The 15,191-nt window shown below is 45.3% G+C and carries 11 protein-coding genes; 1 reads left to right on the top strand and 10 read right to left on the bottom strand.

All coding sequences use genetic code 11. The features are described from left to right. Nucleotides 1-8: 8 nt before the first annotated feature. The 8 genes from M028_RS0103860 to M028_RS29355 all read right to left on the bottom strand — a co-directional run bounded on the left by M028_RS0103860 (nt 9) and on the right by M028_RS29355 (nt 11,389). Nucleotides 9-260: a methyltransferase gene (locus M028_RS0103860; RefSeq protein WP_026572739.1), complete on the bottom strand. Its 252-nt coding sequence runs from the start codon at nt 258-260 to the stop codon at nt 9-11. Further along, complete coding sequence (gene essC / locus M028_RS0103855) at nt 253-4,824, bottom strand: type VII secretion protein EssC (RefSeq protein ID WP_442852770.1); 4,572 nt, start codon at nt 4,822-4,824, stop codon at nt 253-255. Before essC ends, M028_RS0103860 begins: the two co-directional genes overlap by 8 nt. A 66-nt stretch (nt 4,825-4,890) precedes the next feature. Continuing rightward, nucleotides 4,891-5,184, bottom strand: coding sequence for a hypothetical protein (locus tag M028_RS0103850; RefSeq protein ID WP_026572737.1), 294 nt, complete (start codon nt 5,182-5,184; stop codon nt 4,891-4,893). A gap of 16 nt (nt 5,185-5,200) precedes the next feature. Further along, nucleotides 5,201-6,001: a hypothetical protein gene (locus M028_RS0103845; RefSeq protein WP_026572736.1), complete on the bottom strand. Its 801-nt coding sequence runs from the start codon at nt 5,999-6,001 to the stop codon at nt 5,201-5,203. 408 nt (nt 6,002-6,409) lie between these two features. Next, nucleotides 6,410-7,573, bottom strand: coding sequence for a hypothetical protein (locus M028_RS29360; RefSeq protein WP_051590912.1), 1,164 nt, complete (start codon nt 7,571-7,573; stop codon nt 6,410-6,412). 14 nt (nt 7,574-7,587) lie between these two features. Continuing rightward, the gene (locus M028_RS0103830) at nt 7,588-7,917 is read right to left on the bottom strand and encodes a hypothetical protein (RefSeq protein WP_026572734.1); all 330 of its coding nucleotides are present in this window, start codon (nt 7,915-7,917) and stop codon (nt 7,588-7,590) included. 416 nt (nt 7,918-8,333) lie between these two features. Continuing rightward, nucleotides 8,334-10,331 (bottom strand): penicillin-binding transpeptidase domain-containing protein, encoded by a 1,998-nt coding sequence (locus M028_RS0103825; RefSeq protein ID WP_026572733.1) that lies wholly within the window; start codon nt 10,329-10,331, stop codon nt 8,334-8,336. Nucleotides 10,332-10,525: 194 nt separating this feature from the next. Further along, nucleotides 10,526-11,389 (bottom strand): M23 family metallopeptidase, encoded by an 864-nt coding sequence (locus tag M028_RS29355; RefSeq protein WP_035423708.1) that lies wholly within the window; start codon nt 11,387-11,389, stop codon nt 10,526-10,528. 119 nt (nt 11,390-11,508) lie between these two features. On the opposite strand from M028_RS29355, the gene M028_RS31870 reads away from it, so the two are divergent. Then, entirely contained in the window at nt 11,509-11,937 is a 429-nt protein-coding gene (locus M028_RS31870) for a VanZ family protein (protein ID WP_081810637.1), read from the top strand. On the opposite strand, the gene M028_RS29350 is transcribed toward M028_RS31870, so the two are convergent. Then, complete coding sequence (locus M028_RS29350; protein ID WP_051590911.1) at nt 11,865-12,884, bottom strand: nuclease-related domain-containing protein; 1,020 nt, start codon at nt 12,882-12,884, stop codon at nt 11,865-11,867. The two genes, M028_RS31870 and M028_RS29350, sit on opposite strands and share 73 nt — an antisense overlap. Nucleotides 12,885-13,777: 893 nt before the next feature. Beyond that, nucleotides 13,778-14,806: a stage II sporulation protein D gene (gene spoIID, locus M028_RS0103805; protein ID WP_026572731.1), complete on the bottom strand. Its 1,029-nt coding sequence runs from the start codon at nt 14,804-14,806 to the stop codon at nt 13,778-13,780. Between the last annotated feature and the right edge of the window lie 385 nt (nt 14,807-15,191).

The following is a 15,191-nucleotide window of genomic DNA, read 5'->3' as shown; positions in this document are numbered from 1 at the left end:
AACCTACATCACAGCAGCATCAACTTCGCCCCATTCTTCAAGCCAAGCTCCTCAACCGTCCTGCCTAAGTCCAAAACATTCCCCGTCTTCCGGTCACAAAGAATTGTCTGCTCAGACGCCTTATAATAGCCCTGAGATAACTCAGAAACCGTATTCGACAGCAACATCAAAACCTCATACAGCTTACTTTTTACCGGAATAAACACATCAAAGGAACGTGAGGCGGCGGGGTTATAGACATCGACTAAAATCTTATGCATATTGCACCGCCCCCTCTACAAGAACCTCTGCAGCAGTCACAAGCTTCAAAAGCTTCACTTTTCCCTTCTGAATGACATAGCCAAAGCCCTCCGGCAGCTCCCCATACAAGTCGTTTGTGATTTTGCCAATCTTAAAGACATATTGCTCAGCAATCCCATTGCCGACCCATATCGCTTGATTGAGCGACACCTGTTTTTGGAACCACGCATCATACATCATCGGACTGATTTTATCCGCTGCATCAGCTATGATCATCGTCACCTTCAGCCCGTCGCCTTTTTCCAAAAAGACCTTCAGCTTATCCTTGCTATCCTCAGACAACTCTGCCATTAACCCGCTCAATGAATTCACCAAACAGGTAATTTTCTCAAACACCGGAGGTTCCGCACCCTCCGCAAGAGCATCCTTCGTTGTGTTGTTGCGATACACCAAAGTATTAAACAAGTGCACAACCATCTCTTCTAGTCGTTCCGTCTCAACCACATATTGGTACCCGCTATAAAGGTCGGCCGCAAAGCCTGCCCCAGCATCGAGAACCATGACCTCACCGTCCGCATCGCGCGATACAACCTCAGCAAGTCCCTGCATAAACCCAGTGCAATCATCCACACTCAACGCCGATACAAAATTCACAAACGAGGCATCAAAATCATACCCGGCAACCGCCAAAGACCCTTTTTCAATCCCAATCGGCACACCCGAAACGCCATCGAAATCAGCTAAATAGTGAACATCTACCTTCTCTGGCAATAGCGGCACCCGATTCGCCCGAGCGCCCTGCCACTGATAACTCCGGCAATACTCGGTCACAAAGCGATACAAGTCGGACGAAGCACGCCCAATTTGTGCCACCTGAAACTCATAAACGGCATCCGTCTTAAATATCCCCCGGCCTTTAAATTTCGATGGATAAACCCCATCAACATGTCCCAGTACCCCGGAGTATTCAGAAGCATCATTCAACTGCAGCACATACAACTGTTTAAAGTTCTGCAACAGGCGGTACCTTATCGCCCCTGTATTCAACGCCGTCACCACAAAATAAACCCCATATTTCAGACCCTCGCGCGTCAAGTAGGAAATCGTTTCCTCATATTGCTCATACGTTTCAGCGAACGCCGCATAATTATGGATGACTACCACCAATGACGGGACCGTCTGTGGCGACCTTTTATTAAAGGCCCTGAAGTCGCCCCCGTACTCAGCAAATCGCTTCTTCCTGACAGCCATTTCAGCCGTAATCATTTTAAAGAGGCCATCAATCTTCTCCGCATCATGCGAAAGCATAACATCGCCGACGTGCGGCGCCTCGCGATACCAGCTCAAGGTCTCAGAGCCAAAATCGAGGAGATAAAGATGGACCTCGTCTGGCGTGTGCTCTTCCATCAACGAGTAAATGAGAGTAGTTAACAGCGTTGTCTTCCCGCTGCCGGCCACCCCGTAGACGACCGTATTGCCTTCAAACGGCAACCTCAGAACACTCTGCCGTTGATTCGCCGGATCATCGTATTCACCAATGACGGGATTCAACCCGAGGTCAGGAGCCGAAACAAAGCCGTACTTCGCCTTCAATTCATCCACATAAATATCAGCTGGTATTGGTTCAAGCCACAGTGGCTTCACCTGAATCCGTTCCTGCTCCGCAAGCGCTGCAAGATATTTCACCACTTCATCAATTTGCTTCGAAGGATTCTTCACACGACGCTCCCGCTCAAGCCGCGCCTTCTTCACAACACGCCCTAACTGGTCGATAATCTCAATCCCATCATCCTTCCGCTTCTCCACTCGATCCGCAGGATAATACGGCGCCCCGGCCCACGCCGACTGCCCAAGCTCAAACAGCTCGTTGTAGCCGACCTGCAGGAAGAAACGACCGGTTTGCGATAATTCCGCGGCATCCGGGCGCTTGATGACCTCCATACTGTCGGCCTTCTCCTGCACCTTCAAGCTGATCCGGAACTTACTATTACTCCAAATCTGATCATCTACAACCCCAGAAGGCTTCTGCGTCGCTAAAATCAAATGCACGCCCAAGCTTCGGCCAATCCGCGCCGCACTGACCAGCTGCTCCATGAATTCCGGCTGCTGCGTCTTTAACTCAGCAAACTCGTCGGAAATCATTAATAAATGCTGCAAAGGCTCCGAAACAACGCCCTCGCGGTACAACTTTTGGTATTTGTAAATATCAATATTGCTTTCGTTCAAGCGCCGGCTTGTTTCGCTAAAAATGGCCTGGCGCCGCTTCAATTCACTTTGAATCGAAATCAGCGACCGCTTCACCGCCGCACCGTCTAGATTGGTAATCGTACCGGCGAGATGCGGCAGGTTCCAGAAGGCATTCGCCATGCCGCCGCCCTTATAATCGATCAAAATAAACGCCACTTCGTCCGGATGGTAATTGACCGCGAGCGATAAAATCAGCGTCATAATCAATTCACTTTTTCCCGAACCGGTCATTCCAGCAATCAGCCCATGCGGACCGTGGTATTTTTCGTGAAGGTCGATCGAAAAGTGTTCACCGCGCGTGTTGACCCCAATCGGTGTTCTCATCGTGACAGTTGGATTATTTTCACTCCACCGCGTCAGCGCGTTCAAATGTTCAATTTTTCCGACCCCAAACATCTCTAAAAACGTCATCATCTCTGGCAAGGCGAAAGCTTCAACGGATGATGCTAGCTGGATATTGGCCAACTTGACCGCCATCTCCTCGGCATCCTTCTTGAAATAAATATCGGGCTCAAATGCCTGATATCTGCCTGAGAGGTCATCCTTGTCATAGATTTTCCCGGTCATACCATCCAACTCGACAACATTTGTGCATTCCTTCGGCAGCTTTTCAAGCTCATCATAAAGGGTGATTAAGCTGAAGCCCCGTTTCCCCTTTAAAAGCAAATTGACCATTTCCGCTTTTCCCGCCAGCTCCTTGTTCATTGAAAACACGAGATAATGCGGCGGTGCGGGCTTCCACTCCTGCTCTTCCCGAAGCACAAGCTCCTTCTCAAAATAAGCCGAAAGCTCCTTGATTTCATTGTCATCCGTCGCCATAAAGCGAATGGATTTCTCATCATCCCACACATGTGGCAGCCATTTCACAAATTCCCACGGCTCCGATGGATCGTAAATAAACACGAGTTTCAGCTCGTCATAGCTATGTAACGCCGTTAATTGAAAAATAATCCCCTTGACGAAATCGACGACATTTTCCCGAGGACCGATAATTCCACTCACTCGCTCTTCGATCAACGACAGGGTGACGGGCACCTGAGGGAGAATTTTCGGAGCATCGACCAATTGGTACAATGCCTCTTGAAGATTGTCATCCTCTAAGGTAAATTTCTTTTCAGGATACTTGATTTCCGCCACCATCGATAAATCGCCAATCCCGACACGGACCCGTAAGAAATCCTCTTGCCCGATGACCCGTTCCCACAAATTGCGTTCGCGCCGGTCAATCCGTTGCAAGCAATTTTCAAGCGAAACATGGTTTTCGTGGAGAATCTCGCATTGATGCGAGCATTCTGCCCTAATCGCTCTTTTCATGTCTTCTATGTATTGTAAGTATTTTTCCTGGCGGATTTTCTCCTGAGCAATCCGCCGTTTCTTTTCATACCGTTTCGTTAAAATCGGCCAAAGAATCATCCCAATCAGCATACTGACCGACATCACCAAAGTCGGCATCGCGTACATCATATCACCGTTTGTCCGCATGACATTGAGCACAGCGAACACCCCAGTTGCAAGCGAGGCCATCCCCATCGTAATCGATGGGCCGAGCATTAACATGAGCGGTGTCTCATCCGGCGCCTGGGGCTGCGGCGGTGGGTCAATCTTGATCGTTTTCCGCTCAACCTCCCGCTTAAAACGCGGCGAGCGATAGAACAGATCTTCATTCTCTTCTTCTATTAAAAAATCATCGAGCTCGTCGTCTTCTTCGATAACCGGCTTTTGCACTGCAAACGGCTGAAAACTGCCCCTGTCTAAAAACACAAGCTGATGCGGATTATTTAATGAAAGCATGTGGCCATTAAAGATAATCCGTAAGCCCATAATCGAGATGACATCGCCGATTGCGAGAACTTTTTCGCCAATTCTTTCTCCGTTTACATACGTGCCGTTTGAGCTGTTTAGATCGCGCAGCTTCGCCTGTCCGTCGCTGCTGTATTCAATCAATGCGTGTGTGCTGGAAACGAGTTTATTCGTAAAACAAATATGATTATCCTTGGCACGGCCAATCTTCACCACGTCACGGGTCACAATATGTCTCGTAAACTCGTTGCGGTCCTCGCTGAACGGCTCCGCATAGAGGAGGGCCGAGGAATCGCCGTCACGATCAATCGTATAGGTCAGGAATGGCTCAAGCAGCGCTTTCGGATCGGAATCTTTCAGATGGGCATATTGATTTGACTTAACATACCATTTACCCGCTTCCGCTTCGACCGCCATTAAATCTTTCGGATTACCCGCGTTGTCTTCAGTTGTCAGGATATATCTTCCGGTAATTTTTTCGGGAAGTACGAGGGTGAAAGCCTTGCCCCGATCAAAAAGCGTTAAAATCAAAACCATTCTCTCCTTAAAGTGTCAGCACCAAAGTTATACTAATATAGCATTATATAAATAAACGAACGCTTCCTATCTAAAATCTGCGATAATTCTTGGTCCATAAATAATGATAGTGATAATAAGAAGGACAAGAAAAAGCCGCTTTCCACGTTTATCAGCCAAGCGATATTCCTTGAAAAGGTGAAGAATTGCCACCACAATCATTAATATAAAAAAACTTCCAATAAACATTACACCAATTGCCCTGACAATATTGTTAAGGCTAGTAAAAAATTGCGGGTTCATAATCAGCGCTGCAATGAATAAAATTATGGTCAAACCCGCACTCCAAGCGGAGACACTCTTCCAGTTGTTTTTAAGCATGAATCGACCTCCCCTTTTATTCCACATTCGCTGCGGCCATCCCTACGCCATCTAACAAATCACACCACTCTTCATGGGGGCTTAACTGAATTTGTACCGGTTTAACGTCATGATCACTGTATTCAATCAGCCAGATTCCTTGTTTCGAAGGAAGAAAGAATACAATATTTTCAAGGTAAGGATCGGCTTCAAGGCCTTCTAACTGGAAAAAGGAAATATTAAACAACGACCAGCCTTCTGCTTGCAAATCGCTCACAAACTGTTCAAAGCCTTCCTCTTCTTCCGCTGTAAAGCGGCACATCTTTCTTACCTTCTTTTCCTTACCGGGCTTGCTTAATAAATCAAACGCCTTGTCTGTCAGATTAAACTCAAGCCCTTTTTCAAGCGGCGCATCGGAAAAGGCATAATAATCCCGGACAATCGCCGGAATCTCCTCGCGGTGGATGTAGGCAAATTCATGAATGATGTCCCGGTCAATCACATGGGTCATCCACGTGGTCCCTTCAATATGGTGGAGCATCAAAATATTGGACTTCGCTTGATTCGAGCAGCGAATCATCCATTTCGATTCCACATAGGAACGAATAAATTCTTGGACTTCCTCACTTACCGGGCTCTCGCCATTTGCATCCTTTTCTTCGTCCCAAAGCTGCTTCTGGATTAATTGGTGGACGGCTGCTTCCATGATCGCCTGCCATTCTTTTTCACTTTTCTTCCCAAATGAAGCTTCCGCAATCGTTTTGGCCACACTTGGATACCCGTTTATGGTAACCAACAGGGCCAGTTCCTCCGACGTACAAGTCAACAAATAGTCCATCGTTTCACAGTCCTTTAATTTTTATCGAAACAAAATCCTTCTTATAAAAAAATCATTTCCAATATATTTTTTATTACATAGTAGATAATCACGCATACCACACACAAAATACTGATTGAGATGAGCAGGAGGATCTTTCTGACGATCCAAGAAAACTTGATAAATTTTTTATTGAGGTACGGTCCGACTCCAAGGACGGCAACCATACAAAATGTGGACACGCGTTGAAATAGATTTCGCGGGTTTTCATAAACCCATGCTTCATACGGACCCAGGATCACCCTGCCCATGACCAATACCAATGCACTAAATGACATTTGGACACAAAAATAATAGGCGATAATATCTAAAATTACTCTTACTGTTTCAGGTGTCATATTCCAACCCTAACCTTCATTTGATATGTACTTAGTTAAACCAGCTCTTGACTGATTTGAAACCACTGCTTATCTTACTACCGAGATATCTTCCCCCGGATTCAGCCGCTCCCCCAATCTTCTCGCCGACATCCTTAATTTGGTTTTCAAACACCATACTGCCGACACCGCCGACCAAACCTCCCACGGCACCGCCGACGATAATTCCTACTGGGCCGCCGACCGACCCAATCATTGCCCCAAGTTGCGCACCTCCGGTAATGGCACCAAAATCGGCAAGAATTCCGGCAGACGCCCTCCCTAATTTTTCGCCAGTGTTTTTCCCGACATTATCGTCACTCCATAATTCCGATAAGTTTGCTCCAATAGAAATCCCCCAGCCTACTACTGGAATCTTCTTCGCAGCACCATACAATCCTCTCGCCTTCAGAACCTCTTCTGCTACTTCCTTTGTGCCTATCGTAATTCGGTTTTTGAAGGTGGAGGATAGCGTTTTTCCCTTTAACATTGAATTGACGTTCTTTGGAAAACCGGCTACGTGTTTCAACAATGCCGATGGGCTTGAATAGGATGCGACAAACTTATGGAGTTGTTTAACAAGTGGATTCGAAGGATTGGATTTGGAAAAATCATAGATCATTCGGGCAACTTTCGAGCTGTACCCCCCTCTGCTTGTCCAGGAAGGGTCCGCTTTCACGGTAAATTTGTAGTCCCCCTTTATTTTCTGAAGGAAGGATGGCTTGCCGTTAATATAATTGATCTTCAGCTTACGTGAAAGGGCACCGGTCGTTGCAACAGAAAGAAGCTGCGTTGCAATCAAGGCAGCGTCACTTTTACTTAAATTACTATTAAATGAATTTAAAAAATTAATAATCGCCAGGAACGTCGGCTTCCCTTTCTTCGTGGAGATCGCATCAAACGATTTCTCCGTCAGTCCCCTTTCCACCCGCCAATACTGCTCTGCTGAATGGTCAATAAACTGCTCCAACGCCTTTACCTGTCTTTCGAGATTACTTATTTCTTTTACCGCCCCATCCATTCTCGAGAGAAGGTTGTTTCTTCCCGTGATTTTATAATCGATGGAAAACATGAGCGTGGATAATCCGTCCTTCATATCCAACAATTTTGAAGAATCTGGTGCGAGACCAGCACCGGTGCTTTTTACAAAATCAGGTTGAATTTTAATCCGCGACACGGTTCACACCTCCCTTACTTTTTGTCATGTGCTTTCTTTGCTTTTGCCTCCGCTTCAGCTTTTGCTTTCGCCTCTCGTTCTGCCTTCGCTTCTTCTTCCCGATTTATATCGTTTGCGGCGCTTCTTACATCCGAACTGATCCCCTCTAATTTGGAGGCCAGAGCCGCCATTTCCCGGCTCATTTGCTCGATCTTCTTATTCACATACAACATTTCCTCCGCTTGCCATCCATGATTTAAATTGCCTCTTGCCCTTACTAAATGCTGCTGCACATCACGAAGTGTTGAGGCATAATGGCTTATTTTATTGGCCTGGGAATGGGCTGCATGAACATTAATTCCCACTAAATCACCTACTTAACTGTTAAAAACTTCCCTATTTTTTATTCATTATAAAAGTTATCAATTTATTATTCTATACAATAGGGAAAAATTGGGTAATTCATCCCGGTAGGAAGGGGGTATAAATTCCCACCATTAGACAAACCTTTAAACGCATAGGCTGTTTTCATAAACTCTGTTGCTATTTACTAAAATAAAGAGTGGTTGATTTCCGCTCCAGGATGCTCGCTTTCCGCGGGACGGGCGGTGAGCCTCCTCGGCGCTTAAGCGCCTGTGGGGTCTCACCTGTCCCGCTGCTCCCGCAGGAGTCTCGCACCTTCCGCTCCAATCAACTTCTCATTTAACCTATCTTAAAACAACCATCTTTTAGAAAACAGCCAACGCAAAAAACCAGGCAGTTTCCCACCTGGTTTTTCGCTCTATTTCCACATCTTAAAGACCTTCGTCAGTTTCTTCACGGGTACCTGTGAGCCGCCGCGCTTTTCGACGTTCTCGATCATCATCGCCATCAACAGGTTCGGTTTCTTCGGATTGTACGCAATGAACCAGCCGTTTTGCGTTCCTAGCTCACCCTGCTTCTGCTTAATCTCAGCCGTCCCTGTTTTACCGGCCAGCGGATAACCTGGAATATTCGCAGCACGTGCTGTTCCGCCTGGGTCTGTCACAACCTTCCGTAACATCGGTGCAATTGTTGCCACCGCATCCGGTGTCATCGCCTGCTTCTGAAGCACCTGGCTCTTCTTGTCGCCTGCAAGCAATATTGGCTTGATCATATTGCCGCTGTTCACAAGCGGCGTATAAGCATCCATCAAACTCACGATATTCATTTGAATCTGACCCTGCCCGTAGCCTGAATCTGCTAGTGAAATTTCACTAGCAAGACTGCCAATCGTCGGCTTTTCCAATGGGAACGGATAGTCTTGCTCTTTTTCAAAGCCAAACTTTTTCAACCCATCAACAAACGCTGTACGACCTGTTTTCAGCGCTGCTTGTGCAAAGTAAATATTGTCGGAGTAGACAAATGCTTTTTCAAGATTAACTGGGCTTGCCTCGTGAACCCGTGTCACATAATAGCCGCCCCATGACTTGCTCTTCTGCCATTTCAGCCCTTTAATCGTCACCGACTGCCCCGGTGTGATTGCCTTTTTCTCAAGCGCAATCGCCGCCGTAATCGGCTTCATCACTGAGCCCGGTGCATACGTCTGTTTAAAGCGTGTCGTCAGCGGCATCTTTTTATTGCTCTGAAGCGCCTTCCACTCAGAAGCTGAGAATCCAAGCGAGGCCTGATTCGGGTCAAACGACGGACTGCTCACGAGTGCGAGCGTTTCCCCTGTCGTCGGGTTCATAGCCCCAGCGGTCCCGGCATCGCCCTGCATCTCATCATAAATGCTTGCCTGCAGCTCAGCATCAATCGTTAGCTTGATTGTCTTGCCGTTCTTAACCGGCTTCTCCGCAAGCACTTCTTCACTGCCGTTCTTCTTCTTAATCGTAATCTTCACGCCCGTCTGCCCCTTGAGCTCCTGATCATACACTTGCTCAAGGCCGCGCTTTCCAACAAGATCCTGCGCGGTGTAGCCCTTCGACTCCAGCTCCTTCAGCTCATCCGCAGTAATCGCACCGACATAGCCAACGAGCTGTGCCGCCGCTTCCTTATATGGATAAATCCGTGCCGGCACATCCTTTGTGACGACCGACTGGATGTTCATCAGCTGATTGATCGTCTTATGATCATCAAGCGGAATCCTTCTCAGCGGTACAAACAGCTCCGGCTTCACCCAGCCTGCCCCAAGATCCTGTTCAATCTGTTCCTTTGAGATATCTAACAGCTTCGCCAGCTGCGAGACAATCTGTGCTTTTTTGTCACCCATCTTGCCAGGAACGACACCGACTTCCATCACATCGCCATTTACCGCGAGCCCGTTGCCATTGCGGTCAATAATTTCCCCGCGTTCAGGACTTGTCATGCTAAGACCAATCTTATCGCCCTTCTGCAATTTTGGAAAAATGAACCCTGTATTCCAGTCAACGTACCAGTTCTTCTTATCATCTTTTTCCTCTTTTTTCAATATAGCCTTGTAAGTATAGGAAATGGGACCAGCTACACTATCCATCTTGGCGTCAAAAGAATAGGTTGCTTTCTCTTCATCTGCCTGTTTATCCTCTTTTGGCTTTTTGAAATTGACTTTAAGGTCCGTAATTTGCAAGTCTTTATAGATCTTTTCATAGCGCGAGGTGAACTCCTCTTTGGTAATGGATTTTTTCGCGCTCGTTGAAAGGTAATCATACATTTGGTCAAACTTTTGTTGGTTCCATAATTTTATGTATGCAGCAAATCGGTCCTGCGGCGCCGGTTCCTTGTTGCAGCCGGCAAGGATGAGTATGAATCCTAGCAGCAGCACCCCGATTAGTTTTTTCACGGATACTCCCCCCTTTTTTCTATTATTTTACCATCGAAGGGAGCTCTCGACCAATTTTTAGGGGATGGAAAAAGGAAAAAAGAGCCGAGGTTATGTTAGGGACTCCCCCCATCTTGGAAGCCGCACTAGGTTCCTTTTTCAAAAAAAACACAAAAAAGAGGAAAGTTTATTCCCCTTTCCCCTCAGTTCCATTATTATGAATTTGTGTCGGAAGAGCTGTCAGATGGTGTGCCATCTTCTTCAGAAGATGTGCCTTGGTCATCTTGAGTGTTTGTGCTGTCATCAATCTTTTGATCGTCTGGAGTCTTTGTGCTGTCATCGATCTTTTGATTGTTCGCTTTATCTTCCGTTACTTTTTCTGTTGTGTCCGCTGCTGGTGTTGTGTTATCTTCCTGCAACGCGCTTAACGTTTTGTTAAAATAGTTATCAGGATTTACCGGAACATCATCTTTGCGAATTTCAAAGTGTACATGGGTACCAGCTTTTTCATTGAATAGGCTTTGTCCAGCTTTGGCAATGACTTCGCCTTGTTTTACTTGCTCGCCAACCTTGACCTTCATGTCATTAACGGATGAATATTGGGTTACTACCCCTTTTTCATGTTCGATTTCAATGACGTTACCTAAAGTAGCATCTTCGTTTACTTTCGTAACTGTTCCACTTAAGGCAGCAACTACATCAAATGTTTCCCCGTTTTTCATCGTGATGTCGATACCGGTGTTTGGAACGTATTGATTGTTGTAATGAACTAATGCTGCGACTTGCTCTTCCTTGCTTGCTTTGAAATCATAGAATTTCTTTTCTATGACGGCGGTGTCAGAGTTTGCCACTGGCATTTTAAAGTTTTCCATTGCTTTGTTGACTTCAACAGATGGTTCGTTGAATTTTTTCTGAGCGATGTCTGTGGCTTTGTTGTCTTTAGTCGAACTGGTAAGGTTCGTGTACCAAAGTACACCGGTCAGAATGATTGCTGCACTTGCGATATAAATGGCTGGAAATACCCAACGCTTTTTGAAAAAGCTTTTCTGAGAAGATCGTTTGTTTTCTTCCTCTCTCATTTTCATCACCTCAGCAATCATTCTGAACAGATAAGTAGAATTATATACACGAGGTGGAAAAATTTTTTTAGTTTTTGTCAAGGGTTTTGTTTTTATGCATTTATAAGGAGGATTTTTTTATGAAGGTTTTTAAATGGGTGCTCCGTGTGATGCCTATTGCTTATATGGCGGTGATTTGGATTCAGTCGAGTTTTTCTTCAGATCATTTTGTCACCCTGCCCGAGGAGAGTCTCGATAACACGATTAAGGAGTCACTGCACTTGGTTGAGTTTGCGATTTTGTATGTTTTACTAGTGTTGGCGTTTATGACGAGGCGTTGCGGTTTAAGTGTGCGGTTGAATGTGGCCTGTGCGGTGTTTGCTGCGCTTTACGGCATTAGCGACGAGATTCATCAATCGTTTAATCCGGCCCGCTCTGCCTCGTTTTTTGATCTATTTAAAGACTTTGTTGGGATTGGGGTTTGCTTCTATTTTGTTCATGGTGCTTTGTTTAAGGGAAGGTTTGCCGGATTGCGGCGGTTGCTGGGGTTTGTAGAGGCAGATTTGTGATAGACCCGGTCCCTAAACTTTCCGGTAAACGGTAAATTCATAGATGTTAAAATTTTATAAGCGAGTCTTGGATTAATATGTAGGAAATCACACAGTTCTGCATTTGTGATAGAAGGTTTTATGAGCAGAAAATAATCAGAGATTGATTGAATATGGGCATCTTTCGACCGTGTTCCGCATTTTGGACAGCACCACGTTCCATAACGGCGCTCCATTCCTATGAATTTACATTCTTTATGAGGGCATTGTACACCAGTGGAGATTTCCTTTGGGGAAATATCGAAGTATTGAAGAATGTCGGGGTCTTCCGGTGTATGATGAGCGAGTAAAAGACGGGCAATTTTCCTTAATTCCTTTTGGGTCATTTTTTCAATTTCAAATTCTTCGATTTGTTCTATTTTCTCTAGAAGGCCTTCACTGTTACAAATATCGCGATTTAGTGGGTGATTAGGATATGCAAAGGTTATTTTCGCTTGTTTATTGCTATTGACAAATAGGTAATGGATGGGTGGTGCTGCACAATTTTGATTTTGTAACCATTTCCCCAGTTTCCTGGCTTGTGTTTTTGCCTGGATTACGGGGTTGTCAATTCGTTCTTTGCGGCTGTTTCTCACAAGGGTAACTTGTTCTAAGTCTCGTTCAAAGATGATTTCCTTTCCTCTATTTTTGGCTTCAACGTTTAGTAAGAAGGCGGTTGATAGGACCAGGACGTCGATTTGAAAAAAGTATTTGCCGTCGTAGAGGCGGAGGTCATTGATGATATCGTATTTCTTTTCGGGCAGCTGGTCTAGATAGAATTCTAATACTTTCTGTCCCTGATATCCTTTCATTTTTATCTCACGCTCCATTTGTATGTTCATCATTTTAGGATGATCAAAACGGATCCTTCTTAGTAGGGCATCGATTTTTTCGACCATAGGGGGAAGTGTTAGAGGCTTTAAATTCAATTGAACCAGTCCTTTCTTTTTTTCTTTTTATTTCTTTCTTCTTTGCCGTTACTCCTTCAATTTTCTAATTGTTTTTTTGACGAATTTGTGTCGTTTTTTTTAAAAGTGGACGTAGGTGTAAAAAAACTATTTGGACTTCGTTTCGTTTACCCACCACTTTGGGAGTTTACATTCCCGTTCTCCTTATTTACCCACCATCTTTACCTATTTACCCTCCACTTCTTATTTAAGCAACAAAAAGATCGGTATCCTCCTTTTGAAATTACCTTTTTAAAAGCAGAATTACCATTTTCAGTAAGTTTTCTCCTCCAGATCAGTTCCCTTTTTCAACCCCTTCTCGTTTACCCGCCGGTTTTGGTTCTTTACCCACTACCTTTGGGAGTTTACATTCCAGTTCTCCCTTTTTACCCTCCACCTTTACCTATTTACCCTCCACTTCTTATTTAAGCTACTAAAAAATAGGTATCCTCCTTTGGGAACCACCTATCTAAAGGCAAAATTACCATTTTCAGTAAAACAACATCCCCAGACCAGTCCTCTTTCCCAACCTATTTTCGTTTACCCACCAGTTTTGGCTCTTTACCCACTACCTTTGGGAGTTTACATTCCAGTTCTCCCTTTTTTACCCACCACCTTTACCTATTTACCCTCCACTTCTTATTTAAGCTACTAAAAAATAGGTATCCTCCTTTGGGAATCACCTATTTAAAAGCAAAATTACCATTTTCAGCAAAACAACATCCCCAGACCAGTCCTCTTTCTCAACCTATTTTCGTTTACCCACCAGTTTTGGCTCTTTACCCACTACTTTGGCATGTTACATTCCGGTTCTCCCCTTTTACCAACCACCTCCACACCCCACAACAAAAAAGCCAGACAAATAAATGCCTGGCTCACTTCGCCGCTGTAATCGTCGCCAACATATTCTGGGCCGAAGTAATCTGTACACCTTGATAATAGTGCTTCACAATCTGCTTATAATCTTTGCCCTCTGCCGCCATTCCGTTCGCTCCGTACTGGCTCATCCCGACACCGTGGCCAAAACCTTTGGTCGCAATAATGATATTGTCGCCCTTCCGGCTCCATGTGAAATCAGACGACTTTAAATCCAACTTATCGCGGATATCTTTACCGGTTAGAATTTTCCCATTAAAATCAACTTTCCCAACACGATGCCCCGCCGTCCGGTCAATAATTTTTCCAATCGTTGACCCAGACCCAAGCTGCACACCTAGCTTCGCCTGAAATTGTGCTACAGAGACCACCTGTTGGTTATAGAATTTGGGTGAATTTTTATCCCACGGGCTTGCAACACTGCGTAGATATGGGTAGGCGTCTGGCCAATAATCCTCGGAATTTTCCGTGTAGCCATTACTAGTCGAGAAAAAGGAAGCATCGATGGGCTCGCCTTTATATGTAATAATCTGGCCGCTGGTCGCCCTGACTGCCTCAAGAACCTTTTTCTTCTTCCAAGAATAATCCATTCCCCACTCTCGCTTCAGCTCATCATCGCTTTTGTACACCTGATGCATCTGAGTATCCGTTACCTCTGCACCCTTTGGAACACCAAGAGGCTTTTTACTCCTCAATCTCTCCACAATATATGTCCTTGCGGTTAAAGCCTGAGCCTTAAGGGCTTCTTCCTTGAAATCTGCAGGCATTTCAGCTGCCACAACTCCAACCAGATAATTCTCAAGCGGTACCGTTTCAATTTTTTCCTTCGCTGCACGGTAGACCGACACTTCCACCGCAGAATCTGCAGACACGGTCGAAGATTCCTTTGCCTTGGCCTTTGTTAGATCCTCGCCCAGTTTTCCATTCGCCTCGCCTTGGGCAAACGGCAACACCAGAACCGCGGGAATAAGCAAAGTCACGGCAAATAGAATAGACGCTAGTACGATGAGTGGTTTGAAATTTTTCATGAAAGTGCCTCCAGTGTGAAATTTATAGTGACAGGCACCGTCCGTGGACTTTTTAGCATTTTTGTCCGCGTGGAATGGACATAGATTTCCCTTCCACAAGGCAACGCTAAACAGTCCCCTGTACCTATCTTACTCATTTCATCTTATGGAGGTGGACAAGCATTTATGACTTTTAAATGATTAAATTTGGACCTAAGTAAAAGCCCTGAAAAAGCAAAAACCGAAGAATGCACCTGTCAGACATCAGACAGCCACTTTCTCCGGTTTACCCGTTATTTATTCATTTCCAGACACTCTTCACACACTGCCGACCCATAATCACACTCAAGAGCCACATAACCAATAGTGCCTGACGCCATTGTGAATAATTCACAAACCTACAATC

This window comes from Bacillus sp. UNC438CL73TsuS30 (assembly GCF_000482325.1).
Classification (GTDB): Bacteria; Bacillota; Bacilli; order Bacillales; family Cytobacillaceae; genus Neobacillus.
Note: the sequence above shows the minus strand (reverse complement) of the source record. Positions and strands in the feature narration are given on the sequence as shown.